Annotated in this window: 24 protein-coding genes, 3 tRNA genes and 1 pseudogene; 27 read left to right on the forward strand and 1 reads right to left on the reverse strand. The window is 71.9% G+C overall.

Annotated elements, in window-relative coordinates; genetic code table 11:
- Positions 1-127 precede the first annotated feature (127 nt).
- From D0Y53_RS04875 to D0Y53_RS04890, 4 genes are all read left to right on the forward strand, one after another.
- Entirely contained in the window at positions 128-925 is a 798-nt protein-coding gene (locus D0Y53_RS04875; RefSeq protein ID WP_117202102.1) for a glycine zipper 2TM domain-containing protein, read from the forward strand.
- Positions 926-1065: 140 nt separating this feature from the next.
- Positions 1066-2229: an acyl-CoA dehydrogenase family protein gene (locus D0Y53_RS04880; protein WP_117202103.1), complete on the forward strand. Its 1164-nt coding sequence runs from the start codon at positions 1066-1068 to the stop codon at positions 2227-2229.
- 100 nt (positions 2230-2329) lie between these two features.
- Positions 2330-2971, forward strand: a complete 642-nt coding sequence (locus tag D0Y53_RS04885) for a glutathione S-transferase family protein (protein ID WP_117202314.1) — start codon at positions 2330-2332, stop codon at positions 2969-2971.
- A gap of 48 nt (positions 2972-3019) precedes the next feature.
- Positions 3020-5284 carry a thiamine pyrophosphate-dependent enzyme gene (locus tag D0Y53_RS04890; RefSeq protein WP_117202104.1) on the forward strand — a complete coding sequence of 755 codons (2265 nt, stop codon included), beginning with the start codon at positions 3020-3022 and terminating at the stop codon, positions 5282-5284.
- A gap of 108 nt (positions 5285-5392) precedes the next feature.
- Here the strand turns inward: D0Y53_RS04890 and ygfZ are convergent, their stop codons facing one another.
- Positions 5393-6259, reverse strand: coding sequence for a CAF17-like 4Fe-4S cluster assembly/insertion protein YgfZ (gene ygfZ / locus D0Y53_RS04895; RefSeq protein WP_117202105.1), 867 nt, complete (start codon positions 6257-6259; stop codon positions 5393-5395).
- A gap of 39 nt (positions 6260-6298) precedes the next feature.
- Between ygfZ and D0Y53_RS13040 the strand changes: the two genes are divergently transcribed.
- The 23 genes and pseudogenes from D0Y53_RS13040 to D0Y53_RS05010 all read left to right on the forward strand — a co-directional run bounded on the left by D0Y53_RS13040 (position 6299) and on the right by D0Y53_RS05010 (position 25541).
- A complete protein-coding gene (locus D0Y53_RS13040) occupies positions 6299-6475 on the forward strand; it encodes a DUF1674 domain-containing protein (RefSeq protein ID WP_386724453.1) in 177 nt (58 codons plus the stop codon).
- Positions 6476-6534: 59 nt separating this feature from the next.
- Entirely contained in the window at positions 6535-6927 is a 393-nt protein-coding gene (gene sdhC, locus D0Y53_RS04905; RefSeq protein ID WP_117202107.1) for a succinate dehydrogenase, cytochrome b556 subunit, read from the forward strand.
- Complete coding sequence (gene sdhD / locus D0Y53_RS04910) at positions 6924-7322, forward strand: succinate dehydrogenase, hydrophobic membrane anchor protein (protein ID WP_117202108.1); 399 nt, start codon at positions 6924-6926, stop codon at positions 7320-7322. Before sdhC ends, sdhD begins: the two co-directional genes overlap by 4 nt.
- Positions 7323-7329: 7 nt before the next feature.
- Positions 7330-9120 (forward strand): succinate dehydrogenase flavoprotein subunit, encoded by a 1791-nt coding sequence (gene sdhA / locus D0Y53_RS04915; RefSeq protein WP_117202109.1) that lies wholly within the window; start codon positions 7330-7332, stop codon positions 9118-9120.
- A gap of 63 nt (positions 9121-9183) precedes the next feature.
- A complete protein-coding gene (locus tag D0Y53_RS04920) occupies positions 9184-10020 on the forward strand; it encodes a succinate dehydrogenase iron-sulfur subunit (protein WP_117202110.1) in 837 nt (278 codons plus the stop codon).
- A gap of 87 nt (positions 10021-10107) precedes the next feature.
- On the forward strand, positions 10108-10527 hold the full coding sequence (locus D0Y53_RS04925; RefSeq protein WP_117202111.1) for an MAPEG family protein: 420 nt from the start codon (positions 10108-10110) through the stop codon (positions 10525-10527).
- Positions 10524-10787 carry an FAD assembly factor SdhE gene (locus tag D0Y53_RS04930; RefSeq protein ID WP_117202112.1) on the forward strand — a complete coding sequence of 88 codons (264 nt, stop codon included), beginning with the start codon at positions 10524-10526 and terminating at the stop codon, positions 10785-10787. Before D0Y53_RS04925 ends, D0Y53_RS04930 begins: the two co-directional genes overlap by 4 nt.
- Positions 10788-10827: 40 nt before the next feature.
- Positions 10828-11211, forward strand: coding sequence for a hypothetical protein (locus D0Y53_RS04935; RefSeq protein WP_233511659.1), 384 nt, complete (start codon positions 10828-10830; stop codon positions 11209-11211).
- 25 nt (positions 11212-11236) lie between these two features.
- Entirely contained in the window at positions 11237-12493 is a 1257-nt protein-coding gene (locus D0Y53_RS04940; protein WP_117202113.1) for a lipoprotein-releasing ABC transporter permease subunit, read from the forward strand.
- Positions 12486-13217 carry a lipoprotein-releasing ABC transporter ATP-binding protein LolD gene (gene lolD / locus D0Y53_RS04945; protein ID WP_117202114.1) on the forward strand — a complete coding sequence of 244 codons (732 nt, stop codon included), beginning with the start codon at positions 12486-12488 and terminating at the stop codon, positions 13215-13217. Before D0Y53_RS04940 ends, lolD begins: the two co-directional genes overlap by 8 nt.
- Before the next feature lie 3 nt (positions 13218-13220).
- Positions 13221-15935, forward strand: a pseudogene (locus D0Y53_RS04950) (DNA internalization-related competence protein ComEC/Rec2); the annotation flags it as partial.
- A complete protein-coding gene (locus tag D0Y53_RS04955) occupies positions 15829-16506 on the forward strand; it encodes a MotA/TolQ/ExbB proton channel family protein (protein ID WP_117202116.1) in 678 nt (225 codons plus the stop codon). The pseudogene D0Y53_RS04950 and the gene D0Y53_RS04955, both read left to right, overlap by 107 nt.
- A 4-nt stretch (positions 16507-16510) precedes the next feature.
- Positions 16511-16966, forward strand: coding sequence for an ExbD/TolR family protein (locus D0Y53_RS04960; protein WP_117202117.1), 456 nt, complete (start codon positions 16511-16513; stop codon positions 16964-16966).
- Positions 16963-18744 carry a lipid A export permease/ATP-binding protein MsbA gene (msbA, locus tag D0Y53_RS04965; protein WP_117202118.1) on the forward strand — a complete coding sequence of 594 codons (1782 nt, stop codon included), beginning with the start codon at positions 16963-16965 and terminating at the stop codon, positions 18742-18744. The genes D0Y53_RS04960 and msbA overlap by 4 nt, the downstream gene beginning before the upstream one ends.
- The gene (gene lpxK, locus D0Y53_RS04970) at positions 18741-19751 is read left to right on the forward strand and encodes a tetraacyldisaccharide 4'-kinase (RefSeq protein WP_117202119.1); all 1011 of its coding nucleotides are present in this window, start codon (positions 18741-18743) and stop codon (positions 19749-19751) included. Before msbA ends, lpxK begins: the two co-directional genes overlap by 4 nt.
- Positions 19748-20518, forward strand: a complete 771-nt coding sequence (gene kdsB / locus D0Y53_RS04975; RefSeq protein ID WP_117202120.1) for a 3-deoxy-manno-octulosonate cytidylyltransferase — start codon at positions 19748-19750, stop codon at positions 20516-20518. The genes lpxK and kdsB overlap by 4 nt, the downstream gene beginning before the upstream one ends.
- A 4-nt stretch (positions 20519-20522) precedes the next feature.
- Positions 20523-21008, forward strand: coding sequence for a low molecular weight protein-tyrosine-phosphatase (locus tag D0Y53_RS04980; RefSeq protein WP_117202121.1), 486 nt, complete (start codon positions 20523-20525; stop codon positions 21006-21008).
- Between the two features lie 37 nt (positions 21009-21045).
- Positions 21046-22470: a hypothetical protein gene (locus D0Y53_RS04985; protein ID WP_117202122.1), complete on the forward strand. Its 1425-nt coding sequence runs from the start codon at positions 21046-21048 to the stop codon at positions 22468-22470.
- A complete protein-coding gene (gene uvrC / locus D0Y53_RS04990) occupies positions 22467-24335 on the forward strand; it encodes an excinuclease ABC subunit UvrC (protein WP_117202123.1) in 1869 nt (622 codons plus the stop codon). Before D0Y53_RS04985 ends, uvrC begins: the two co-directional genes overlap by 4 nt.
- The gene (gene pgsA / locus D0Y53_RS04995; RefSeq protein WP_117202124.1) at positions 24332-24976 is read left to right on the forward strand and encodes a CDP-diacylglycerol--glycerol-3-phosphate 3-phosphatidyltransferase; all 645 of its coding nucleotides are present in this window, start codon (positions 24332-24334) and stop codon (positions 24974-24976) included. Before uvrC ends, pgsA begins: the two co-directional genes overlap by 4 nt.
- Positions 24967-25042 (forward strand) — tRNA-Gly (locus tag D0Y53_RS05000). Before pgsA ends, D0Y53_RS05000 begins: the two co-directional genes overlap by 10 nt.
- A 161-nt stretch (positions 25043-25203) precedes the next feature.
- Positions 25204-25277 (forward strand) — tRNA-Cys (locus D0Y53_RS05005).
- 177 nt (positions 25278-25454) lie between these two features.
- Positions 25455-25541 (forward strand) — tRNA-Leu (locus D0Y53_RS05010).
- Positions 25542-25682 lie beyond the last annotated feature (141 nt).

A 25682-nucleotide genomic window follows, 5' to 3' on the forward strand; every position in this document is an offset into this window, starting at 1 on the left:
CAGGCGAACCGGAACCAGGTTCACGTTCCGCTCATGCCGCTGCAGCCGGTGTGGGCCGCGTTCAGTCAGCCGGTGGTGCAATCGCCGCGTCCACACAAGCGCGGGTTTCCACCGCCGGGAGACGACGATGAAGAACAATACCCTTGCCATTGCCCTGGCTGCGCTGCTGGTCGGAGGGGTGGCGGTCGCGGCCTTCCAGAACAACCGCGCCAGCGCCCCGGAGGCCGCTGCCGACGCCGGCCTGGCCGCCGGCGATGTCGCCGCTGCCGATGGCAGCATCCCCGCCAGCGGCCGCCTCGAGTACGCCCAGGTGATCAAGGTCGATCCGGTCACCGAAAAGCAGGAGCTCTACGCCCAGGTGATCGGCACCGAGCCGGTGCGCGAAACCAGCACCACTTCGACCCCGCGCGAGGTCTGCAACGACGTGGTGGTGCAGGAGCGCCTGCCCGAACGCGACGGCAACGTCGGCGGCACCGTGGCCGGCGCGGTGATCGGCGGCCTGATCGGCAACCAGGTCGGCGGCGGCGACGGCCGCAAGCTGGCCACGGTCGCCGGCGCGGTCGGCGGCGGCTTCGCCGGGCGCGAGATCGACCGTCGCCACGTCGGCGGCCAGATCGTGAACCGTACCGAACGCCAGTGCCGCACCACCACGTCGACCTCGCAGTCCACGCGCACGGTCGCCTGGAACGTGACCTACCGCAATCCCGACGGCACCACCGGCAGCCTGCGCACCGACCGCAAGCCGGGCAACCGCATCGCCCTGGGCAGCCAGGAGCAGGTGATTGCCTACGACGTGACCTACCGTTACGACGGCCAGGAGCGCACGATCCGCATGGACGACAAGCCCGGCGAGCGGCTGCCGGTGATCGACGGCCAGCTCGTGACCCAGGTGGCGGCGGTCGAGGACGGCACGACGCGCCAGTAAGGGCGTTTCGTCCGCATTCGCACCCAGGGGCCCGGCCATGCCGGGCCCCTGGCGTTTGTGCGCGGGCAGCGCGTGCCCCGGCGCGGCGGCGCCGATACAATGGCGGTTTCCCCTCCGCCCACGAAAGGCACGCTCCCGCCATGGCCCTGCACCCCTACGATCTGTTCGACGTCCGCTCCCTGCTCAGCGAGGAGGAGCGCGCGGTGCAGGACACCGTGGCCCGTTTCACCGACGAGCGGGTGCTGCCGATCATCGGCGAGGCCTTCGACCAGGCCCGGTTTCCGAAGGAACTGGTGCCGGAGATCGCCGAACTCGGCCTGCTCGGCTCCTCGCTGCCCGAGCAGTACGGCTGCGCCGGCCTCAACGGCGTCAGCTACGGCCTGATCTGCCAGGAACTGGAGCGCGGCGACAGCGGTATCCGCAGCTTCGTCTCGGTGCAGTCCTCGCTGTGCATGTACCCGATCTACGCCTACGGCAGCGAGGAACAGCGCCAGCGCTGGCTGCCGGACATGGCCGCGGGCCGGGTGATCGGCTGCTTCGGCCTGACCGAACCGCACGGCGGCTCCGACCCGGCCAACATGAAGACCCACGCCCGCAAGGACGGCGGCGACTGGGTGCTCAACGGCTCCAAGATGTGGATCACCAGCGGCAACCTGGCCGACATCGCCATCGTCTGGGCGCAGACCGACGACGGCATCCAGGGCTTCGTGCTGGAAAAGGGCATGCCCGGCTTCAGCGCCCAGGAGATCAAGCACAAGATGAGCTTGCGCGCCTCGGTGACCAGCGCGCTGTTCTTCGACAACGTGCGCGTGCCCGACGCCAACCGCCTGCCGAACGTCAAGGGCCTCAAGGGCCCGCTGGGCTGCCTGACCCAGGCCCGCTACGGCATCACCTGGGGCCCGGTCGGCGCCGCCATCGCCTGCCTGCACGAGGCGCTGGAATACAGCAAGGAACGCATCCTGTTCGGCCGCCCGGTGGCCGCCACCCAGAGCGCGCAGCTCAAGCTCGCCGACATGGCCCGCCGCATCACCACCGCGCAGCTGCTGGTGCTGCAGCTCGGCCGGCTCAAGGACGCCGGCAAGATGGCGCCGCAGCAGGTGTCGCTGGCGAAGTGGAACAACTGCCGCATGGCCATCGACATCGCCCGCCAGTGCCGCGACCTGCTCGGCGGCGCCGGCATCACCACCGAGCACGCCGCGATCCGCCACGCGCTGAACCTGGAATCGGTGATCACCTACGAGGGCACCGAGACCGTGCACCAGTTGGTGATCGGCCGCGAGCTGACCGGCATCAACGCGTTTTGACCGGGGCCGCCGGCCGCCGTCGGCGACCGCGCGGAAGGCGATGGACTTGGGCGTGGGACGGCAGCGCGTTGCCGCCGTCGGCGCGGAGGAACGGAACGGCATGATCAGGATCTACGGGCTTTCGGCCTCCGGCAACTGCCACAAGCTGCGGATGCTGCTGGAACATCTGGGGCGCCCGTACCAGTGGATCGAGATCGACAGCTTTGCCGGCCAGACCCGGACTCCGGAGTTCCTGGCGCTCAACCCCAACGGCCGGATTCCGGTGCTGCAGCTGCAGGATGGCCGCTGCCTGGCCGAGTCCGACGCGATCCTGCACTGGCTGGCCGAAGGCACGCGCTACCTGCCCACGGACCCGTGGCTGCATGCCCAGGCCCTGTCCTGGATGTTCTTCGAGCAGTACAGCCACGAGCCTTACCTCGCGGTGGTGCATTCGATCCGCGGCATGATGGCGGCCGACTCGCCGCGACGCATGGAACTGCCGCGGCTGCTGGAACGCGGCCGGCAGTCGCTGGCGGTGATGGAGCGCCACCTGGGAGACGCCGCCTGGTTTAGCGGCCCGGACTACGGCGTCGCCGACATCGCGCTGTACCCCAACACCAGCCTGGCGCCGCGTTGCGGCTTCGACCTGGCGCCGTACCCGAAATTGCGCGACTGGATGGCGCGGATCGAGGCGCAGCCCGGTTTCGTCGCCCTGCCGCCGGCCACGCCCGAGGTTGCCGCCCGCCTGGCGCTGCCGGTCTGAGTTGCCGGCCCGGCCTTCCTTCACTTCCGCTCGTTGGCGACTTTCGACATGTCCGTTCCCAATCCCATTCCCGCGCGCATGCGCGGCCTCAATCGCGCCGAAATCTGCGACGTCAACTTCCAGGAGTTCGTGCAAGGGTGGAGCGGCACGCCGGGCGCGAAGCCGGCGCCGGGCGAGGCGATCCTGCCCGGCAGTGCGCTGGATGCGCGCGGCTTCCGCGAACTGTTCCAGTCGCAGCTGATCAGCCGCCACCTCGACCTGATGGCGCGGGTACTGCGGGTGCAGAACAAGGTCTTCTACACCATCGGCTCCAGCGGCCACGAAGGCAACGCGATGGTGGCGCGGCTCACGCGCCATACCGATCCGGCGTTCCTGCACTACCGCTCCGGCGGCTTCATGGCCGAGCGCTTCCGCAAGCTGCCGGGGATGGACCCGGTGATGGATTCGGCGCTGTCCTTCGCTGCGTCGAAGGAAGATCCGGCGTCGGGCGGCCGCCACAAGGTCTGGGGGAGCAAGCCGCTGTGGGTGCTGCCGCAGACCTCGACCATCGCCTCGCACCTGCCCAAGGCCTTCGGCACGGCGGTGGCGATCGAGCAGGGCAAGCGCATCGGCCATGCGCTGCCGGTCCCCGGCGACAGCATCGCGATCTGTTCCTTCGGCGACGCCTCCAGCAACCACGCCACCGCGCAGACCGCGTTCAACGCCGCGGCATGGACGGCCTACCAGAAGCTGCCGGCGCCGATCCTGTTCGTGTGCGAGGACAACGGCATCGGCATCTCGGTGAAGACGCCGGAGGGCTGGGTCGCGCGCAATTTCCGCGATCGCCCCGATCTGGACTACTTCTACGCCGACGGCCTCGACCTAGCCGCCGGTTACGGCGACGTGCAGCGCGCGGTCGAGCATTGCCGCCGCACCCGCCGCCCGACCTTCCTGCACCTGCGCACCACCCGGATCATGGGCCACGCCGGCACCGACTTCGAGATCGAGTGGCGCTCGATCGAGGAGCTGTGCGCGGTGGAGGCGTCCGACCCGCTGCTGCGCAGCGCCGCGATCGCACTCGAGTCCGGGCTGATGTCCCGGGACGAGATCCTCGCCCTGTACGAGGACACCCGCAAGCAGTGCTTCGCCGCCGCCGAGGAAGCCGACCGCCGTCCGCGCCTGTCCACGCTGGAAGAAGTGATGGCGCCGCTGGCGCCGTACACGCCGCAGGCGGTGGCGAAGGAAGCCGCGCGCGCCGACTACGGCAAGCGCCGCGAGGAAGTGTTCGGCGGCAAGGACAAGCTGCCCGAAAAACAGCCGCCGCGGCACCTGGCGATCCAGATCAACCATGCGCTGCACGACCTGTTCGCCAAGTACCCGGAGACCTTGCTGTTCGGCGAGGACGTGGCGCAGAAGGGCGGCGTCTACACCGTCACCAAGGGCCTGCAGAAAGCCTTCGGCCCGCGCCGGGTATTCAACACGCTGCTCGACGAGACGGTGATCCTGGGCCTGGCCCAGGGTTACGCCAACATGGGCATGCTGCCGTTGCCGGAGATCCAGTACCTGGCGTACTTCCACAACGCCGCCGACCAGATCCGCGGCGAGGCGGCGAGCCTGCAGTTCTTCAGCAACGGCCAGTACCGCAACCCGATGGTGGTGCGGATCGCCTCGCTCGGCTACCAGCGCGGCTTCGGCGGCCATTTCCACAACGACAACTCGATCACCGCGCTGCGCGACATCCCCGGCCTGGTGGTCGGCTGCCCGTCGCGCGGCGACGACGCGGCCACGATGCTGCGCACGCTGGCGGCGCTGGCGAAGGTGGACGGGCGCGTGTGCGCGCTACTGGAACCGATCGCGCTGTACATGGCCAAGGACCTGTACGAAGCCGGCGACGGCGGCTGGCTGACGGAATATCCGGCGCCGGACCAGGCGATGGCGCTGGGCGAAGGCCGCGTCTACGGCGAGGGTCACGACGACCTGGTGATCTTCACCTTCGGCAACGGCGTGCCGATGAGCCTGCGCGCGGCGCGCGCGATCGAGGCGAAGCACGGCTGGAAGGTGCGGGTGGTGGACCTGCGCTGGCTGGTGCCGCTCAACGAAGCCTTCATCCGCGCGCAGGCGGCGAGCGCGCAGCGCATCCTGATCGTCGACGAGGGCCGCCGCAGCGCCGGGGTGGGCGAGGGCATCATCACCGCGGTGGTGGAAGGCGGCTACGGGGCGCGGCCGTTCCGGCGCGTGGTCGGCGCCGACACCTTCACCCCGCTGGCCGGGGCGGCGTTCCTGGTGATTCCGTCGGAAGCGGAGATCACCGCGGCCGCCGACACCCTGGCGTAACGCGACCGCCGCAGGCGCGCAGTCGGGCGGCGGTTTCCGGGCGGCAAACCCGGGCCGTCGCCGCGCATGCGCGGCAGCCTTGCGCCGGGCGCATGCCGCGGGTGCGTTTCAGCGCGCCAGGCCGCCGCGCAGCGGACGCTCGCGCAGCGCGCCGCCATCGACCTGCAGGCCGGCACCGGCCTCGCGTTGCAGGGGCAGCACCGCCAGCGCCAGCGGACCGGCGGCGCCGACGACACTGCCCAGCACGCGCTCGCCCTCGCGGACTTCGCTGCCCGCCGCCAACGGGCGCTCGCTTTCCAGCAGCACTAGCCCGCGCTTGGCCTGCCCCAGGAAATGGGTGCGGGCGACGATTTCCTGCCCGGGGTAGCAGCCTTTCTTGACGCTGAAAGCGTGCAGGCGCTCCAGCGACAGCTGCTGCGGCGTCCATTGCCCGGCCTGGCTGGCGGGCAGCCGCGGCAGGCCGTGCGCCAGGTCGAAGGCCGCCCAGCGCTGCGCGAAGGCCGGGGCGTCGCCGGCCTGTGGCCCCGGGCCGATCCGCAGCGTGCGCGCGCCGCCGTCGCCGCCGAAATCCAGTTCCACCCGTGCCTGCGCCGGGTCGCCGTCGATGCGCGCGCCGGTCGCGTGCGCCGGCGCGGCGAAGGCGCCGGCCACCGGCAGGTCCTCGCGCACCGCGAAGGCGACCTTGCTGCGGAACACGTAGCGTCGCAATTGCTCCGCCAGCGCGTCGGCATCGGCGTCGGGCAGCAACAGCCACAGCGTCTGCGGATCGAACTTGAGCAGGGCGAACAGCGCGATCACGCGGCCCTTGGGCGTCAGCCAGCCGTTCCACTGCCAGTGTCCGGGGGCCAGGCCGGCGACGTCGTTCATGCATTGCGCCTGGGCAAAAACCGCGGCATCGCGGCCGGACAGCGCCAGCACGCGGTGGTCGGGCAGGGGCGAGAACGCGTCGGACGCGGGCTGCGGCTTGTCGGACATGGGGGCGGGACTTAGACTTGCGGGGCCGTGAACACGAAGATGATAGGCGAAACCCACTCCGACCCGGCCGCCGCTCCGGTGGCGCCGCAGGCCGATCGCGAGATCGCGCCGCCGGCACCGGTGGTGCCGTTGGCGGAGGAGATCGGCGGCCGTGGCGGCCTCGACCCCACCCGCTACGGCGATTGGGAAAAGAACGGCCGCTGCATCGATTTCTGATTCCGGACCCCGTGTCCGCCGCGGCGCGCGAGCGCCCCAACGCAAGGACGAGCCGCACCATGGCCACCCGCGAACGTCCCCTGTCACCGCATCTGCAGGTTTACCGCTGGCAGATCACGATGACGATGTCGATCCTGCACCGCGCCAGCGGTGTGCTGCTGGCGCTGGGCGCATTCGCGCTGGCCTTCTGGTTGCTGGCGGTGGCCGCCGGCGGCGAGTCCTACGCCCGCGTCGCCGACTGCCTGGCCTCGCCGCTGGGCCGGCTGGCGCTGTTCGGGTTCTCGCTGGCGCTGGTCTACCACCTGCTCAACGGCATCCGCCACCTGCTGTGGGATGCGGGCATGGGCTTCGGCATCCCCGAGTTCTACCGCTCCGGCTGGACGGTTGCGGTGCTGACCGTGGTGCTGACCGCCGCGATCTGGGTCGTGGTCCTGCAGGGAGGTGCGGCATGAGCGTCCCGGCGAAAGACGACCTGCGCAATCCGCTCAAGCGCGCGCGCGGGCTGGGCTCGGCCAAGTCCGGCGTCGGCCATTTCTGGTGGCAGCGCGTCACCGCGGTGTTGCTGGTGCCGCTGGTGGCCTGGCTGCTCGGGCTGCTGCTGTCCTTCGTCGGCGCCGACCTCGCCACCGTGCAGGCGGCGATTGCCAGGCCGTGGAACGCGATCGCGCTGGCGCTGTTCGCGATCGCGCTGTTCTGGCACGCCAAGCTCGGCATCCAGGTGGTGATCGAGGACTACGTGCACGCGCGCGGCGCCGAGATCGCGCTGCAGCTGCTCGTCACCCTGGCCTGCGCCCTGGGCGCGCTCGCGTCGCTGTACGCGATCGGCCGTATCGCATTGCTGGCCTGAGGACGACATGAGCACCGCATACAAGATCACCGAACACAAGTACGACATGATCGTGGTCGGCGCCGGCGGCGCCGGGCTGCGCGCCACCTTCGGCCTGGCCCAGAAGGGGCTGCAGACCGCCTGCATCACCAAGGTGTTCCCCACGCGCTCGCACACGGTGGCCGCGCAGGGCGGCATTTCCGCCGCGCTCGGCAACATGGGTCCGGACGACTGGCGCTACCATTATTACGACACCATCAAGGGCTCGGACTGGCTCGGCGACCAGGACGCGATCGAGTACATGTGCCGCGAGGCGATCCCGGCGGTGATCGAGCTCGAGCACCAGGGCGTGCCGTTCTCCCGCACCGAGGACGGGTACATCTACCAGCGCCCGTTCGGCGGCATGACCACCGAGTACGGCAAGGGCACCGCGCAGCGCACCTGCGCCGCCGCCGACCGCACCGGCCACGCGATCCTGCACACGCTGTACCAGCAGTCGCTCAAGCACGACGCGCGCTTTTTCATCGAATACTTCGCGCTGGACCTGATCATGGACCAGCACGGCGCCTGCAAGGGCGTGCTGGCGCTGGACATGAGCGAGGGCACGCTGCACCTGTTCCGCGCCCACGGCACGGTGCTGGCCACCGGCGGCTACGGCCGCGCCTACTTCAGCTGCACCTCGGCGCACACCTGCACCGGCGACGGCGGCGGCATGGCGCTGCGCGCCGGCCTCGGCCTGCAGGACATGGAGTTCGTGCAGTTCCATCCCACCGGCATCTACGGCGCCGGCTGCCTGATCACCGAGGGCGTGCGCGGCGAAGGCGGCATCCTGCGCAATGCCAGCGGCGAGCGCTTCATGGAGCGTTACGCGCCCAACGCCAAGGACCTGGCCAGCCGCGACGTGGTCAGCCGCGCGATGACCCTGGAGATCCGCGAGGGTCGCGGCGTCGGCGAGCACAAGGACCACATCCACCTCGACCTCACCCACCTCAACCCCGCGGACATCCACGAGAAGCTGCCCGGCATCGCCGAAAGCGCGCGGATCTTCGCCGGCGTCGACGTGGAGAAGCAGCCGATCCCGGTGATTCCGACCGTGCACTACAACATGGGCGGCATCCCGACCAACGTCCACGGCGAGGTGGTGCAGCCGCGCGGCGGCGACCCCGACGCGGTGGTCCCCGGCCTGTACGCGATCGGCGAGGCCGCCTGCGTGTCGGTGCACGGCGCCAACCGCCTGGGTTCCAATTCGCTGCTCGACCTGGTGGTGTTCGGCCGCGCGGTGGCCAACCGCTGCGCCGAGACGATCCAGCCCGGGCAGTCGCACCAGCGCCTCGCCGACGACGCCTGCGAGCGCTCGCTGGCCAACCTCGACCGGGTGCGCAACGCCAACGGCAGCCTGCCCACGGCGGTGATCCGCGATCGCATGCAGCGCACCATGCAGGCCGATGCCGCGGTGTTCCGCACCGAGCAGACCCTGCTCGAGGGCGTGGGCAAGATCCGCGAGATTCGCGAGTCCTTCGCCGACGTGCGCGTCAGCGATCGCTCGCTGGTGTGGAACTCCGACCTGGTGGAGACCCTGGAGCTGCAGAACCTGCTGGGCCAGGCGCTGGCGACGATCACCTCCGCGGCCAACCGCACCGAGTCGCGCGGCGCGCATGCGCGCGAGGATTTCCCCGATCGCAACGACGGCGAGTGGATGAAGCACAGCCTGTGCTGGGTCGGCGACGACAACGCCACCCGGATCGACTACCGCCCGGTGCACCTGTACACGCTGGACGACGACGTCGAGATGGTGCCGCCCAAGCCCAGGGTGTACTGATCCGCAGACGCAATCGCGGCGCAAGCCGCCCGCACGCAGCCGCACGGCGCAGGCAGGACGAAGATGGCCCAATTCAAGCTTCCGAAGAACTCGCAGACCAAACCCGGGCGCCGCTACGCCGCACCGGCCGGCGCCACCCGCACGCGCGAGTTCCAGATCTACCGCTGGAGCCCGGACAGCGACGAGAACCCGCGCCTGGACATCTACGAGATCGACCTGGACAAGTGCGGGCCGATGGTCCTGGACGCGCTGATCAAGATCAAGAACGAGGTCGACCCGACGCTGACCTTCCGCCGCTCCTGCCGCGAGGGTATCTGCGGTTCGTGCGCGATGAACATCGACGGCACCAACACGCTGGCCTGCATCTGCGCGATCGAGGAAGCCGGCAAGCCGCAGGGTGCGCTCGACCCGCTGCCGCAGCGGCCGTCGGTCAAGAGCAAGGGCATGGTGAAGATCTATCCGCTGCCGTCGATGCGGGTGGTCAAGGACCTGGTGCCGGACCTGACCCACTTCTACGCGCAGTACGCCTCGATCAAGCCGTGGATCCGCACCCAGAGCGCGCCGCCGCCGGATCGCGAGCGGCTGCAGTCCAAGGAGGATCGCGCCAAGCTCGACGGCCTGTACGAATGCATCCTGTGCGGCTGCTGCACCGCCGGTTGTCCCAGCCACTGGTGGAACGGCGACCGCTATCTCGGCCCGGCGGTGCTGCTGCAGGCCTACCGCTGGATCGTCGACAGCCGCGACGAGGACACCGGCGGCCGCCTGGACGACCTCGAGGACCCGTTCAAGCTGTACCGCTGCCACACCATCCTCAACTGCACCCGGACCTGCCCGAAAGGCCTGAATCCGGCCAAGGCGATCGGTGCGATCAAGCAGCTGATGCTGCAGCGGCGCGGCTGACCCGGAGCCGGCGATGGTCGTGAGGCATGTCCGGCGCGCTGGCGTGCGCCGATTCGCGCCCGCCGGGCCGTGTCCGGGCTCGGATCGATGAATCGCGCCATCTTCCTGCCCGCCGCGGCCATGGTCGCGCTGACGTTCGCGGTCTGGCTGCGCATGTATTCCAGCCGCGTCGGCGAGATGCGGCGCAAGCGCATCCACCCGCAGGCGGTCGCAACCTCGGCGCAGATGGCCGCGCGCCTGGAAGACACGCGGGCGGCCGACAATTTCCGCAACCTGTTCGAATTGCCGGTGCTGTTCTATCTGGCGCTGGTGGTGGCCGCGCTGACTGCGCAAGTCGATACGGTCGTGCTGGCGCTGGCCTGGTTGTTCGTCGCGCTGCGCATCGTCCACAGCGCGATCCATTGCAGCTACAACAAGGTCATGCACCGTTTCCAGGCCTATCTGGCCGGCAGCGTCGCGTTGTGGGCGCTGTGGGGCGTACTGGCCGCGGGCCTGCTTCGCGGATGAGCGAGACGGACGACGCGCTGGAGCTGCGGCGGCTGCGCTGGCGTTGCCGGCGCGGCATGAAGGAACTCGACCAGTTGCTGCTGCGCTGGCTCGAGCGCGAATGGGCGGCGGCTTCCGAGGCGCAGCGCGGCGTTTTCCTACGCCTGCTGGACTGCGAGGACGATAGGCTCTGGCGCTGGTTCCTCGGCCACGAAAACCCATCCGATGCCGCCCTCCACGCACTGGTCCAGCACATCCGCAGCTTGCCGTCCTCCGGCTGACACCTTCGGAGGCAGGCTGCCGTGGCGGCCTTCGCGCTGGGTGATCGGCGCGTTACTGCTGCTGGCGGTGCTCGCGCCGTGCGCCGTGCTCGGCAGCGAGATGCCACGCGCGGCGGCCTGGCCGCTGGCGCTCGCCGCCTGCGTCCGCGGCCTGTGGCTGGCCCGGCGCGAGGCCGGCAAGCCCGTGCGGCAGCTGGTCTGGCCGGCCACGGAGGCGCCAGTCACTCTCGACGGCGCGGCGCTGGAATGGGCCGAACTGCATTGGCGCGGGCCGCTGCTGTTCCTGCACTGGCGCGATCGCGACGGCCGCGACGGGCGCCTGGGCTGGTGGCCGGATACCTTGCCGCCGCCGTTGCGGCGTGAACTGCGGCTGGCCGCACGTGCCCGCACCGCTGCGCGTCCGGCGCCATCGATGGCACCATAGTCGCTGCCTCGTCGAACCGAGCCGCATGTTCAAGCCCATTCCCGTCGCCATCGGCCTGCGCTATCTCCGCGCCAAGCGCCGCAACGGCTTCATCTCCTTCATCTCGATGGCCTCGATCCTCGGCATCGCCATCGGCGTGGCCGCGCTGATCACCACGCTGGCGGTGATGAGCGGGTTCCAGCGCGAGATCCGCGACCGCATGCTGCAGATGGCCGCGCACGCCACCGTCAGCGCCGACGGCGAGGCCATGACGCACTGGCGCCAGGCGGTCGACGAGGCCCGGCGCGACCCGCGCGTCGTCGGCGCGGCACCCTACATCGAGACCCAGGCCCTGCTCGCCGGCCCACGTCGGCAGCCGGCGATCGTGCGCGGCGTGGTGCCCGACGAGGAAGGCAGGGTGTCGGTGCTGGCGCAGAAGATGGTGCAGGGCCGGCTCGAGCAACTCACCCCCGGCAGCTTCAACATCGTGCTCGGCCGCGAGTTGGCGACGTGGCTGGGCGTGGGCGTGGGCGACAGCGTGATCGTCACCACAGACTTCCAGTCCACGCCGATGGGCGCTATCCCGCAGCTCAAGCGCTTCACCGTCAGCGGCGTGTTCGAGGCCGGCTACCAGGAATACGACCGCGGCCTGGCGGTGGTGAACCTGCGCGACGCACAGCGCCTGCTGCGCATGGGCGACGGCGTCACCGGCGTGCGCCTGCGCATGCACGACATGGACCTGGCCTTCGACGTCGCCCGCGACCTGGCGCTGCGGCTGCGGGACCTGCGCCTGGGGCAGTTCTACCGGGTCAGCGACTGGACCGGCGACAACGCCAACATGTTCCGCGCGCTGAAGCTGGAGAAGACGATGATGGCGATCCTGCTGTCGCTGATCATCGCCATGGGCGCGTTCAACCTGGTCAGCTCGCAGGTGATGCTGGTGACCGACAAGCAGGCCGACATCGCCATCCTGCGCACGCTCGGGCTGCCGCCGCGCGGGGTGATGCAGGTGTTCATGGTGCAGGGCTCGATGATCGGCGTGATCGGCACCGCGCTGGGCGTGCTCGGCGGCATCGTGCTGACCCTGAACCTGGAACACATCCTGCGCGCGATCGAGCGCGTGCTCGGCGTGCAGCTGATGCCCGAAGACGTGTACTACATCACCGGCCTGCCGACGCAACTGGAGGCCAGCGACGTGACCATCATCGCCGGCGTGGCCCTGGGGATGGCATTCCTGGCGACCCTGTATCCGGCCTGGCGCGCCGCGCGCACCGCGCCGGCGGAGGCGCTGCGCTATGAATGAACGCCGGGATTCGGGACAGCAGCCGATGCACGACGGCGAGGTGGTGCGCGCCGAGCACCTTGGCAAGACCTATGCCGAGGGCCCGCTGCGCACGCCGGTGTTCGACGGCCTGGACTTCAGCGTGGAGGCGGGCGAGACGGTGGCCATCCTCGGGGCATCCGGCGCCGGCAAGAGCACGCTGCTGCACCTGCTGGGCGGGCTCGACACCCCCAGCGCCGGCGAGGTCTACGTCGCCGGGCAGAAGATGAGCGCGCTCTCGGACGCCGCGCGCGGCCGCCTGCGCAACCGCGCGCTCGGCTTCGTCTACCAGTTCCACCACCTGCTGCCGGAATTCACCGCGCTGGAGAACGTGATGCTGCCGGTGCTGCTCAACGGCACCCCGGTCGCCGCCGCCGCGCAGCGCGCGCAGGCGCTGCTGGAGGCGGTCGGTCTCGGTCATCGGCTCGAGCACAAGCCGGGCGAGCTCTCCGGCGGCGAGCGCCAGCGCGCCGCGGTGGCGCGCGCGCTGGTCAACAACCCGGCCTGCGTGCTTGGCGACGAACCGACCGGCAATCTGGACGAAAAGACCGCCGCGACCGTGTTCGAGCAGATGCTGGAACTCAACCGCGCGCAGCGCACCAGCCTGGTGCTGGTGACCCATGACCGGCGGCTGGCCCGCCGGCTGGACCGGGTGCTGGAGTTGCACGAAGGCCGGCTCAGGGAATTGCCACCAGACGAGGTGTAAGCCATGGACGACGCGGCAAGGACGCCGCCGGTGCGCTCGCTCCCGATCCCGATCCCGGGCGCGGGCGCGGATCCTGCACGTGCGGACGGCCCGGCCGCGCCGTCGCCCCTGGGCGTCGCTGCCGCGCTGGCGCTGCTGGCCGGGGTGGTGCTGTGCCTGGCATTGCCGGCGTTGCCGCGCTGGCCGTGGCTGCTGCTGGCGCTGGCCGTCGGCCTGGGCTTGTGGCTGCGGCCGTCGCGGGCGCGGCTGGCCGGCGTGATGCTGTGCGGCTTCGGCCTGGCGGGCGCGCATGCCGCGACATCGCTGGCGCTGCAGCTGCCGTCCGCGCTGGAAGGCCGCGACCTGGTCGTCAGCGGCCGCGTCGTCGAACTGCCGCGGCACGAGCCGCGCCGCACCCGTTTCCGCTTCCGCGTCGACGACGGTGCGGCGCAGCCGCCGGCCTTGCGCGGTCGCCTGCTGCAGCTGTCCTGGTACGACGACCGCGACGCGGCGGCGCTGGGGATCCCCGGCCCGCGCCTGCGCCTGGCCGCGGGCAGCCGCTGGCGATTGCCGCTGCGGCTGCGTGCGCCACGCGGCCTGCGCAACCCCGGCAGCATCGACAGCGAGAAGCGCGCGCTGGCCGACCGCGTCGCCGCCACCGGCCATGTCCGCGATCCCGAGGCTGCGCGGCAGCTGGCACCCGCCCGCGGGCTGGATGCCTGGCGTGGGCGCCTGTCGGCGCGAATCGCGCGTGCGGTGCCGTCGCCATCCGCGCGCTTCGTACGTGCGCTGGCGCTGGGCGACACCCGCGCGCTGGAGGAGGCCGACTGGGACACCCTGCGTGCCACCGGCCTGACCCACCTGATCGCGATCTCCGGTTTCCATGTCGGCCTGGTCGCGGGCTTCGGCGCGCTGCTGGCGGCGCTGGCGTGGTGGCTGCTGCCGGCACTGGGGCGGCGCGTGCCGCGCGTGCACGCCGCCGCGGTGGCGGCATTGGTCGGGGCGCTGGGCTACGCCGCCGTGGCCGGATTTGCGCTGCCGACCGTGCGTACGGTGCTGATGATTGCGGTGGTGGTGGTCGCGCGGCTGTCGCGGCGCGCGCCGCGCATGGCCGATGCGCTGGCGCTGGCGGCGCTGTCGGTACTGCTGGTCGACCCGCTGGCGGCGTTGGCACCGGGTTTCTGGCTCAGCTTCGCCGGCGTGGCCTGGTTGCTCTGGTGTCTGCCGCACGGCGGCGGCCGCGGCTGGCGCGGCCGGCTGCGCGAATTCCTCGGCGCGCAGGCGGTGGCGACGATCGGGCTGCTGCCGTTGACCGTGGTGCTGTTCGGGCAGGCGTCGCTGGCCGGGCCGCTGGCGAACCTGGTCGCGATCCCGTGGTGGAGCCTGGTGGTGGTGCCGCTGGCGCTGTGCGGGACCGCGCTGGAGGCGCTGCAAGCCGGTCTCGGTGCCTGGGCGTGGCGACTGGCGGCCACCGCCTTCGACCTGAGCTGGACGTGGTTCGGGCAGCTCGCGCACGGCCCGCTGGCGCTGTGGTGGCTGCCGCAGGCGGCGTGGTTCGCGTTGCCGCTGGCGCTGGCCGGCGGCTTCTGGCTGCTGTTGCCGCGCGGGGTGCCGGGCAAGCCGCTGGCGCTGCTGCTGTGGCTGCCGTTGTTGTGGCCACAGCGCGACCTGCCGGCGCCCGGCGCGGCGGAACTGGTGGTCGTGGATGTCGGCCAGGGGCTGTCGGTGCTGGTGCGCACCGCGCGCCATGCGCTGCTCTACGACATGGGGGCGGCGCAGCCCGACGGATTCGATGCCGGAGAGCAGGTGGTAGTGCCGGCACTGCATGCGCTGGGGGTGCGGCGGCTGGATGTCGCGGTGGTGAGCCATGGCGACAACGACCATGCCGGCGGTTTTGCCGCGGTGGCGCGCGCGTTCCCGCCGCGGCTTGCGGTGACGCCCGAGGGTGCGCCGCCGTTGCCGCAGGGGCGGCCGTGCGTGGCCGGCACGCAGTGGCGCTGGGACGGGGTGACGTTCCGTTTCCTGCATCCGCCGCGCGACTTCCCGTACCTGGACAACGAGGCCAGCTGCGTGCTGCGGATCGAAACCGCGCACGGTGCGGCGCTGCTGACCGGCGACATCGGCGAGGTGATCGAGCGCGACCTGCTGCGGCGCGACCGGGACCGGGTGCGCGCGGACGTCGTGCTGGTCGCGCACCACGGCAGCCACGGCTCCTCCGATCCCGGTTTCGTGACGGCCACCGGTGCGCGCCTGGCGCTGGTCTCCGCAGGCTACGGCAACCGCTTCCATCATCCGCATCCGCAGGCGGTCGCGCGCTGGCGCGATGCCGGCGCACAGTTGCGCGTCACCCTGGACACCGGCGCGCAGCGCGTGCGCCTGGCTGCGACCGGGATCACGTTCCGCGGCGAGCGCCAGGCCCGCCCACGCTTGTGGGATGCGGCCGCGGCGCACGACCGCGGCTCCCGCTAGCGCGGCCGGCGGGCCGCGTCGACTGTGGCGGAGACCCGCCGCGGTCCGGACGGCAGCCGCGACGCGGAAGTGAACGCGGCGCGCCCGCGGCTGGGGGATCGCGCCCGCGCGGGCTATCCTATCGGCCGGAAGACGGTGGCCGCATGCGGCCGGAGGACTGCGCGTGCTGGAACTGGTCAAGGCCGGCGGCTGGCCGATGATCCCGCTGCTGCTGCTCTCGGCAGTGGGGCTGGCGATCGTGGTGGAGCGCTTCTGGACCCTGCGGCGCAAGAGCGTGCTGCCGCCCGGACTCGGCGGCGAGGTCCGGGCGTGGGCCGCGCGCGGCCGGCTCGACCCGGCGCACATCGAATCCCTGCGCGCGACTTCGCCGCTGGGCGCGCTGCTGGCCGCGGCGCTGGACGTGCGCCAGCGCCCGCGCGACCAGGTCCGCGAGCGCATCGAGGATGTCGGCCGGCATCTGGTGCACCGGATGGAGCGTTACCTCAACACCCTGGGCACGATCGCCGCCGCCGGGCCGCTGCTGGGCCTGTTCGGCACCGTGGTCGGCATGATCCAGATGTTCCTGGGCATCCTCGATCACGGCGTCGGCGACGTGAACCAGCTTGCCGGCGGCATCGGCAAGGCGCTGGTGTGCACCGCGACCGGCATGATCGTGGCGATCCCGGCGCTGATGTTCCACCGCTATTTCCGCGGCCGCATCGCCGGCTACATCGTCGACATGGAGCACGAGGCGATCCAGCTGCTCGACACCCTGGACGCGCGCGACCACGGCCTGCGCCCGGCCTCGGCGCGGGTGGCGCCCGGCACGCACGGCATCAGCCCGCCGGTCGAGGCCGGCTGAACCGATGCGCATCCGCGACCACCGGGCCGACGACGAGCCGGAGATCAACCTGATCCCGTTGATCGACGTGGTGCTGTGCCTGATCATCTTCTTCGTGATCACCACCACCTTCGACGCGCGTTCGGTGCTCAAGCTGGAGCTGCCGCGCGCCGACGGCGAGCCCGCGCCGGCGCAGAGCCGGGCGCTGAGCGTGCTGGTCAACGCCGATGGCCGCTACTTCGTCGGTGACCGCGAAGCGCTGCGCACCGACCTCGCCTCGCTCAAGCGCACCATCGCCGAGGTCGCCGGCCCGGACCGCGACCGCGGCGTACTGCTGCGCGCCGACGCCCGCACCCCGCACCAGGCGGTGGTGACCGCGCTCGACGCGCTCGGCCAGCTCGGCTTCCGCAACATCGCCATCGCCACCGCGCCGGAAACCGCTGCCGCGCCCGCGCCGCGGGCCACCGGGGTGGCGCGATGAGCGAGCCGCGACCGGCCGCGGCGGCTGCCGACGGGCGGCCGCCCGCGGCCTGGCCGATCTACCGCCGCCTGCTCGGCTACGCCGGCCGCTACTGGCCGTTGCTGACCGCCGCCTCGATCGGCATGGTGGTCGAGGCCCTGGCCGGCGGCGCGTTCGTGCAGCTGATGAAGCCGCTGGTCAACGACGGCTTCGTCGACCCCAAGCCGGAGATGGCGGTGCTGCTGCCGCTGGCGATCGTCGGCCTGTTCGTGCTGCGCGGCATCGCCACCTTCGTCACCGATTACGGCATGGCCCGCGCCGGCCGCAGCGTGGTCCGCGACCTGCGCGAGCAGATCCTGGGCAAGTACCTGCGCCTGCCGAGCTCGCATTTCGACGTCGAATCGGTGCCGGCGATGGTGAGCCGGCTCAACTTCGACACCGAGCAGGTGACCCAGGCCGGCACCGATGCGGTCAAGACCATCGTCACCGACGGCCTGACCATCGTCTACCTGCTGGCGATCATGCTCTGGGTCAGCGTCAAGGTGACGCTGGCGATGGTGCTGATCACGCCGCTGATCGGGGTGCTGGTCTGGTACGTGGGCAAGCGCTACCGCAGGATCAGTCGCGGCATCCAGGACGGCATGGGCCGGCTGGCGCAGTCGGCGGAGCAGTCGCTGGCCGCGCAGCAGGACGTCAAGGTCTACGGCGCGCAGGCGTTCGAGCAGTCGCGCTACTCGCTGCTGGTCAACCGCATGCTGCGGCTGAACATGAAAGTCGAGGCGACCCGCGCCGGCAGTTCGGCGCTGGTGCAGATGCTGGCGGCGCTGGCGCTGGCGGCGATCGTCTGGGTGGCCACCCGCGAGGCGCTGCAGGGGCGCCTGGACGCCGGCGAATTCGTGCAGCTGATGACGGCGATGATGGGCATCATCCCGTCGCTGCGCCGGATCACCAACGTGCAGAGCGTGATCGGGCGCGGCGTGGCGGCCGCGGAGCGGCTGTTCGCCATCGTCGACAGCCGGGAGGAAGCCGATACCGGGCGCGTCGCCATCGCGCGTGCGCGCGGCGAACTGGCATTCGACGACGTCAGCCTGCGCTACGAGCGCGACCCGTCGCGGCTGGCGCTGGACGGCATCAGCTTCCGCGCGCGGCCGGGCACGGTGACCGCGATCGTCGGCCGTTCCGGCAGTGGCAAGACCAGCCTGGTGCGGCTGTTGCCGCGTTTCTACGAACCCGACGCCGGCCGCATCACCCTGGACGGCATCGACCTGCGCGATTACCGCCTGGGCGACCTGCGCCGGCAGATCGCGCTGGTCGGGCAGCGGGTGATGCTGTTCGACGACAGCGTCGCGGCCAACATCGCCTATGGCAGCGAGGCCTCGCCGCAGCAGTTGCGCGCGGTGGCCGAGGCCGCCAACGCCTGGGAGTTCATCGAACGCCTGCCGCAACAACTGGACACGCCGATCGGCGAGAACGGCGCGCTGCTGTCCGGCGGCCAGCGCCAGCGCCTGGCGATCGCCCGCGCCATGCTCAAGGATGCGCCGATCCTGATCCTCGACGAAGCCACCGCCGCGCTCGACACCGAATCCGAGCGCCTGGTGCAGGATGCGCTGAACCGGCTGATGCCCGAGCGCACCACGCTGGTGATCGCGCACCGGCTGTCCACCATCGAGCACGCCGACCAGGTGCTGGTGCTCGACCAGGGCCGGCTGCAGGAGCAGGGCACCCATGCCGAACTGCTGGCGCGCGGCGGCCTGTACGCGCACCTGCACCGGATGCAGTTCCGCGAGCCGGGCGCATGAGCGCGCACCCCGCGCCGCCGGTCTGGTGGTACGACGCCGGCCGCGAGCCGCCGCCGGTCGCGCGCCTGCTGGCGGCGCTGTACGGCGGCGCCACCGGCCTGCGCCGGGCCGCCTACCGGCGCGGCCTGCTGCGGCCGCGCCGGGCCGGGGTACCGGTGCTGGTGGTCGGCAACCTGGTGGCCGGCGGCAGCGGCAAGACTCCGCTGACCATCGCCCTGGTCGAGCGCCTGCGTGCCGCCGGCTGGAATCCCGGCGTGGCGACCCGCGGCTACGGTCGCGACGATCCCGCGCAGCCGCTGTGGGTGGACGCGCAGACCGACCCGCTGCGCGGCGGCGACGAGCCGGTGCTGATCGCGCGCCGCACCGGGGCCCGGGTGCGCGCCGATCGCGACCGCGCCGCCGCCGCGCGCGCGCTGGCCGCGGCCGGGTGCGACATCGTGGTCTGCGACGACGGTTTGCAGCATTACCGCCTGGCGCGCGACCTGGAGATCGAGGTGGTCGATGCGGTGCGCCGCTACGGCAACGGCCGGCTGCTGCCGGCCGGGCCGCTGCGCGAGCCGGCGGCGCGGGCGGCGCGGTGCGATTTTCGCGTGGTCAACGGCGTGGCCGGCGACCTGCCCCCGGGGTTCGGCGAATGGCCGATGCGGCTGGTCGCCGAGCGCGCCCTGCCGCTGCTCGGCGGACGCCCGCAGCCGCTGGCCGCGTTCGCCGGCCAGCGCGTGCACGCGGTCGCCGGGATCGGCAACCCGGAGCGCTTTTTCGCGATGTTGCGGGCGCTGGGGATCGCGGTGGTGCCGCACGCCTTCGCCGACCATCATCGCTACGACGGTGCGGATTTCGAGTTCGGCAGCGACCTGCCGGTGCTGATGACCGAGAAGGACGCGGTCAAGTGCACGGCCTTCGTCGGCGAGCGCCATTTCAGCGTGCCGATCCGCGCGGAAGTGCCCGAGGCGTTCTGGATCGCGCTGCTGGACCGGGTGCCGGGCCGACCGGGAGCGAGGGCATGAGCGACGAATTCGTGGTCGCGATCCCCGCCCGTTACGCCGCCTCGCGGCTGCCGGGCAAGCCGCTGCGGCTGCTCGGCGGCGAACCGCTGGTGCTGCACGTGGCGCGGCGCGCGCTGGCCGCCGGCGCGCGCGAGGTCTGGGTCGCCGCCGACGACGAACGCATCGCCGCGGCGCTGGCCGGCAGCGGCGTGCGCATCGCGATGACCTCGCCGCGACACGCGTCGGGCAGCGACCGGCTCGCCGAGTGTGCGGCCATCGCCGGTTGGGATGACGCCACCGTGGTGGTGAACCTGCAGGGCGACGAACCGTTCGCGCCGGCCGCCGGCATCCGCGCAGTGGCGGATACGCTGCTCGCCTCGGGGGCCGAGATGAGCACCCTGGCCGCGCCGATCGCCGACGCGGCAACCCTGTTCGATCCCAATGCGGTGAAGCTGGTGCGCGCGGGCAACGGCGATGCGCTGTATTTCAGCCGCGCGCCGATCCCGTGGGCGCGCGATGCCTTTGCCGGCGACCGCGCGCGGCTGCCGGCCGGCGGCCCGTGGCTGCGCCATATCGGCATCTACGGGTATCGCGCCGGCTTCCTCGAGCGTTTCGCCGCGCTGCCGCCGGGCCGGCTGGAGCAGATCGAGGCGCTGGAGCAATTGCGGGCGCTGGAGGCCGGGTACCGGATCGCGGTCGGGATCAGCCCGGCGCCATTCCCGCCGGGGGTGGACACGCCGGCCGACCTGGAACGCGCCGAGCGCCAGCTGGCCAGCGCGCCGGACTGAGCGCATGCCCGCGCCGCAACGCCTGCTGATGGTGTGCCTGGGCAACATCTGCCGTTCGCCGATGGCCGAGGGCGCGCTGCGCGCGCGCCTGCACGCGGCCGGCCTGGGGATGGCCGTGGAGGTGGATTCCGCGGGCGTGGGACGCTGGCACGTCGGCAACCCACCGGACCCGCGCGCGATCACCTGCGCCGCGCGCCACGGCGTGGACATCGCCGGGCTGCGCGCGCGCCAACTGCGACCGGCCGACCACGACGCGTTCGACTTGCTGCTGTGCGCCGATGCCAGCGTGCTGCAGGCGGTGCGCGCGGCGGCGCCGGCCGGCGCGCGCGCCCGCAGCGCGCTGCTGCTGCCCTGGGGCGGGTTCGCCGCACGGACGGAGATTCCCGACCCCTACACCGGGGGCATGGCCGACTTCGAGCACGTCTGGACGCTGGTGGACGCGGCCGCAGCGGCGATCGTGGCGCGAACCGCCGCGCACGCGCAGCGGTGACGCATAATCGGAGCCGGCCTGGCTGACCCGGTTGCGCATGGACACCACGCTCGCCCCGGAATTCCCGCAGACCCTGGAATGGCTCAACCTGCCGGCGTCGCCGCGCATGGCCGACCTGGGCGGGCGGGTCTGCGCGCTGGCCTTCGTCAACGCCGGCTCGGCCTGGTCGCTGCAGCGCCTGCACGACCTGGCGCAGTTGCAGGCGCGCCATGGCGGGCGCCTGCAGGTGCTCGCGGTGCACGTGCCGCGCTTCGACCACGAGCGCGACGGCCGCCGCATCGTCAGTCACCTGAATCGCCACGGCCTCAGTGTCCCGGTCGCGCACGATCCGGACTGGACGCTGTGGCAGCAGTGCGGGGTCCAAGCGTGGCCGACGGTGGTGCTGATCGACGGCCACGGCCGGATCCGCGAGCGCATCGTCGGCGACGGCCCGCTGCGCGACCTCGACGCACGCCTGAAGGCGCTGTGTGCCGAGCAGGGCGGGGCGCCGGGCGAGGGCGCCGCGCTCGCGCTGCGGCGTCAGCACGAGCCGGCGCTGCCGCTGCGGTTCCCCGGCGGGCTGGCGCTGGGCGGGCAATATCTCTACGTCGCCGACAGCGGCCACCACCGGGTGCTCGAATGCGACCAGGCCGGGCGCGTGCTGCGCCAGTTCGGCAGCGGCGATGCCGGGTTCATCGACGGTCCGGCGGAACTGGCCGCATTCAGCCGGCCCCACGGCCTGTGCCTGGAGCGCGGCACGCTGTACGTGGTGGACAGCGGCAACCACGCGATCCGCCGCATCGACCTGCGCAGCGGCGATGTCGCCACCCTGTGCGGTGCCGGGCGCCCCGGGGCGCCGGACGAGGGCACGATCGGCGATCCGCGCGCGGTCGCCCTGGACCAGCCGCGGGCGGTGGTACTGGTCGGCGATGCCCTGCTGATCGCCTGCTGCGGCGACAACCGCATCTGGAAATACGACCTCGGCAAGCACGACCTGTCGCTGGTGGCCGGCTCCGGCGCGCTCGCGGTCGCCGACGGCGCCGGCGCGGACGCCGCGTTCGCCGAGCCGGTGGCGCTGGCGGCGGTGCAGCAGCGGGTCTATGTCTGCGACGGCGCCGGTTCGGCGATCCGCACGCTCAACCTGCGCAGCCGCCAGGTCGCCACCCTGGTCGGCGAGGATCCCTGGAATTACGGCTGCACCGACGGCGTGCGCAGCGACGCGCGGCTGCAGGACCCGCAGGCGATCGCGCTGGACCCCGATGCGCCGCTGCTGTGGATCGCCGACTGCGGCAACGACCAGCTGCGCAGCCTGCGTCTGGGCGGCGGCGAGCTCGCCACCTACGCGCTGCCGCAGCGCCTGCACGGCCCGCGCGGCCTGGCGGTGGCCGCCGGCGTGGTCTGGATCGCCGACACCGACGCCCACGCGGTGCTGCGGCTGGACACCCACAACGGCGCCCTGCATCGCGTCCCGATCGGAGAATGACGGACATCGCGCCCGCCCCCGCGCCCGTGCCATTCGACGGCAAGGCCTACGTCCGCAGGTTGAGCACGGCCCCCGGCGTCTACCGCATGTACGCGGCCGACGACAGCGTGCTGTACGTGGGCAAGGCCGGCGCGCTGAAGAAGCGCGTCGCCAGCTACTTCAGCGCGGCTCCCAAGTCGGCGCGGACCATGGCGATGCTGGCCCAGGTCGCGCGCATGGAGGTCACGGTCACCCGCACCGAGGCCGAGGCGCTGCTGCTGGAAAACCAGCTGATCAAGTCGCTCAAGCCGCGCTACAACGTGCTGCTGCGCGACGACAAGAGCTATCCCTACGTGCTTCTGACCCAGGAGCAGTGGCCGCGGCTGACCATGCATCGCGGCCCGCGCTCGGTCCCGGGACGCTATTTCGGCCCCTATGCCAGCGTCGGCGCGGTGCGCGAAACGCTCAACCTGATGCACAAGCTGTTCAAGCTGCGCAGCTGCGAGGACAGCGTGTTCCGCAACCGCACGCGGCCCTGCCTGCAGTACCAGATCGGCCGCTGCAGCGCGCCGTGCGTGGCCCTGATCGATCCGGTGGCCTACGCCGAGTCGGTGCGCCGCGCCGAGATGTTCCTGGACGGGCGCAGCGACGAGCTCAGCGCCGAGCTGCAGCAGGCGATGGCGGCGGCCAGCGCGCGCCTGGACTTCGAGGAGGCCGCGCGCGTGCGCGACCTGATCGCGGCGATCCGCAAGCTGCAGGCGCGCCAGTACGTCGACGGCCGCGCCGCCGACCTGGACGTGCTCGCCTGCGCGCTGCGCGACAGCCACGCCTGCGTGCTGCTGCTGGCGTTCCGCGACGGCCGCAACCTCGGCACCCGCGCCTTCTTCCCCAGGACCAACGGCGCCGACAACCCGGCCGAGGTGCTGGCGGCGTTCGTGTCCCAGCACTACGCCGAACAGCCGGCACCGGGCGAGATCGTGCTCGAGTACGACATCGAGGAGCGCGAACTGCTGCAGCAGGCGCTGTCGGCCGCCAGCGGCAAGCGCGTGTTGCTCAAGGCCAGCGTGCGCGGCGAGCGCGCCGGCTACCTCGACCTGGCGCGGCGCAACGCCGAGCTGGCGCTGGCGACCGAACTGGGCAGCCAGGCCACGCAGCGGGCGCGGCTGGAGTCGCTGCGCGAGCTGCTCGCCCTGGCCGAGCCGCCGCAGCGGATCGAGTGCTTCGACATCAGCCACACCATGGGCGAGGCGACCGTGGCCTCGTGCGTGGTGTTCGACGGCAACGGCCCGGTGCGCGGCCAGTACCGCCGCTACAACATCGCCGGGATCGAGCCGGGCGACGACTACGCGGCCATGCACCAGGCGCTGGAGCGGCGCTTCCGGCGCGCGGCGGAGGAGGGCGGGGTGCTGCCGGACGTGCTGCTGATCGACGGCGGCGCCGGCCAGGTGGCGCAGGCGCGCGGGGTGCTGGCCGACCTGGGCATCGACGGCATCGTCCTGGTCGGCGTCGCCAAGGGCGCGGGCCGCCGCGCCGGACACGAGGCCCTGCTGCTGCCGGACGGCCGCGAAATCCGCCCCGGCCCGGAATCGCCCGGCCTGCAGCTGGTGCAGCAGGTGCGCGACGAGTCGCACCGTTTCGCCATCACCGGCCACCGCGGCCGCCGCCAGAAAGCCCGCAACACCAGCCGCCTGGAGGACATTCCCGGCATCGGACCGCGCCGACGCGCTAACCTGTTGCGGCATTTCGGCGGGTTGGGGGGGCTCAAGGCCGCGGGCGCGGAGGAGATCGCCCGGGCTCCCGGCATCGATGCCGCGCTCGCCGAGCGCATCTACGCCAGCCTGCATGGACTGCCCGGGGCGGGGGCAAGCGAACGGAGCGAGGGATGAAACTGACGGTGCCGACGATGCTGACGCTGCTGCGGATCGCGCTGATCCCGGTGCTGGCGGCCGTCTTCTACCTGCCGTACGGCTGGACCAATTTTGCCGCCGCGGCGGTATTCGCGCTGGCCTCGGCCACCGACTGGCTGGACGGCTGGATCGCGCGCCGCTACCAGCAGTATTCGGCCTTCGGCGCCTTCCTCGACCCGGTCGCCGACAAGCTGATGGTGGCGACCGCATTGTTCCTGATCGTGCAGGGCCATCCCAGCGCCTGGATGGCGTTGTGGGCGGCGGTGATCGTCGGCCGCGAGATCGCGGTGTCGGCGCTGCGCGAATGGATGGCCGAGCTCGGCCAGCGCCGCAAGGTCGCCGTGGCCACGGTCGGCAAGATCAAGACCATCGCCCAGATGGTGGCGCTGACCTGCCTGCTGTATTCGGTCTCGCCCGCGCGGCCGCCGCACCCGATGCCGTGGATGGGCGAGCTGGTGTTCCATGTCGGCGACTGGCTGCTGGCGGGCGCGGCGCTGCTGACCCTGTGGTCGGGGTTCGAATACCTGCGCGCGGCCTGGCCGGCGTTGCGCGACGGACAGCAACCGGTGGTTGACAGCCGGGGCGCGGACAGTAAAATCACCGGCTCACCGCGGGAATAGCTCAGTTGGTAGAGCACGACCTTGCCAAGGTCGGGGTCGCGAGTTCGAGTCTCGTTTCCCGCTCCAGTTTTTGTCCCTGAACAAGGCCTGCACCGCCGGTGCGGACCTGACCGAAGGACGACGGACCCCGGCCCTGCCGGGGTTTGTTTTGCGTGCCGGACGCTGCAACCCGCGTGGTCGCCGCCGTGCAGGTCCGGGCACGATATGGAACAATCCAGACCGTCACCGGCCGGGTGGCAGAGTGGTTATGCAGCGGACTGCAAATCCGCGTACGCCGGTTCAATTCCGACCTCGGCCTCCAGTTCGCTCTGAGCCCCGCGCAACCGCGGGGCTTTTTTGTGGCGCTTCTGCCGACCGGCGGGCTGGTGGACCGCGCCGCCCGCCTGCGCCGTGTCTTGGGGGAATGGCGGCCACGGGTCGCGGGCGGTGTCCAGGGCAACATTGCGGCCCGTGCCGACGCGGGGCACCATGGGGCGGCGCCCGGATGGCGAAACTGGTAGACGCAAGGGACTTAAAATCCCTCGGCCGCAGGGCCATGTGGGTTCGAGCCCCACTCCGGGCACCAGGACGGCGGCTTCGAAGCGGATGATGCGGCGCGTCGTTGCGGATACGTCGCGGTGGCTGCGCGGCATGGTGCGGGTGCGGTGGAACCGGCCTGCGCCGATGGCTCGGTCGCGACGGTCCGGACGAAGGTCCGGTTCGAACG

The organism is Cognatiluteimonas weifangensis (assembly GCF_003416885.1).
GTDB lineage: Bacteria > Pseudomonadota > Gammaproteobacteria > Xanthomonadales > Xanthomonadaceae > Cognatiluteimonas > Cognatiluteimonas weifangensis.

Bases quoted from the DNA above. Each gene is read 5' to 3' on its own strand.
- D0Y53_RS04885 (WP_117202314.1), top strand. From the start codon at position 2,330: ATGATCAGGATCTACGGGCTTTCGGCCTCCGGCAACTGCCACAAGCTG.
- D0Y53_RS04875 (WP_117202102.1), top strand. From the start codon at position 128: ATGAAGAACAATACCCTTGCCATTGCCCTGGCTGCGCTGCTGGTCGGA.
- D0Y53_RS04960 (WP_117202117.1), top strand. From the start codon at position 16,511: ATGCGCATCCGCGACCACCGGGCCGACGACGAGCCGGAGATCAACCTG.
- D0Y53_RS04890 (WP_117202104.1), top strand. From the start codon at position 3,020: ATGTCCGTTCCCAATCCCATTCCCGCGCGCATGCGCGGCCTCAATCGC.
- uvrC (WP_117202123.1), top strand. From the start codon at position 22,467: ATGACGGACATCGCGCCCGCCCCCGCGCCCGTGCCATTCGACGGCAAG.
- sdhD (WP_117202108.1), top strand. From the start codon at position 6,924: ATGAGCGTCCCGGCGAAAGACGACCTGCGCAATCCGCTCAAGCGCGCG.
- msbA (WP_117202118.1), top strand. From the start codon at position 16,963: ATGAGCGAGCCGCGACCGGCCGCGGCGGCTGCCGACGGGCGGCCGCCC.
- D0Y53_RS04985 (WP_117202122.1), top strand. From the start codon at position 21,046: ATGGACACCACGCTCGCCCCGGAATTCCCGCAGACCCTGGAATGGCTC.
- D0Y53_RS04880 (WP_117202103.1), top strand. From the start codon at position 1,066: ATGGCCCTGCACCCCTACGATCTGTTCGACGTCCGCTCCCTGCTCAGC.
- lpxK (WP_117202119.1), top strand. From the start codon at position 18,741: ATGAGCGCGCACCCCGCGCCGCCGGTCTGGTGGTACGACGCCGGCCGC.
- D0Y53_RS04930 (WP_117202112.1), top strand. From the start codon at position 10,524: ATGAGCGAGACGGACGACGCGCTGGAGCTGCGGCGGCTGCGCTGGCGT.
- D0Y53_RS04980 (WP_117202121.1), top strand. From the start codon at position 20,523: ATGCCCGCGCCGCAACGCCTGCTGATGGTGTGCCTGGGCAACATCTGC.
- kdsB (WP_117202120.1), top strand. From the start codon at position 19,748: ATGAGCGACGAATTCGTGGTCGCGATCCCCGCCCGTTACGCCGCCTCG.
- D0Y53_RS13040 (WP_386724453.1), top strand. From the start codon at position 6,299: ATGATAGGCGAAACCCACTCCGACCCGGCCGCCGCTCCGGTGGCGCCG.
- pgsA (WP_117202124.1), top strand. From the start codon at position 24,332: ATGAAACTGACGGTGCCGACGATGCTGACGCTGCTGCGGATCGCGCTG.
- D0Y53_RS04940 (WP_117202113.1), top strand. From the start codon at position 11,237: ATGTTCAAGCCCATTCCCGTCGCCATCGGCCTGCGCTATCTCCGCGCC.
- lolD (WP_117202114.1), top strand. From the start codon at position 12,486: ATGAATGAACGCCGGGATTCGGGACAGCAGCCGATGCACGACGGCGAG.
- sdhC (WP_117202107.1), top strand. From the start codon at position 6,535: ATGGCCACCCGCGAACGTCCCCTGTCACCGCATCTGCAGGTTTACCGC.
- ygfZ (WP_117202105.1), bottom strand. From the start codon at position 6,259: ATGTCCGACAAGCCGCAGCCCGCGTCCGACGCGTTCTCGCCCCTGCCC.
- sdhA (WP_117202109.1), top strand. From the start codon at position 7,330: ATGAGCACCGCATACAAGATCACCGAACACAAGTACGACATGATCGTG.
- D0Y53_RS04925 (WP_117202111.1), top strand. From the start codon at position 10,108: ATGAATCGCGCCATCTTCCTGCCCGCCGCGGCCATGGTCGCGCTGACG.
- D0Y53_RS04920 (WP_117202110.1), top strand. From the start codon at position 9,184: ATGGCCCAATTCAAGCTTCCGAAGAACTCGCAGACCAAACCCGGGCGC.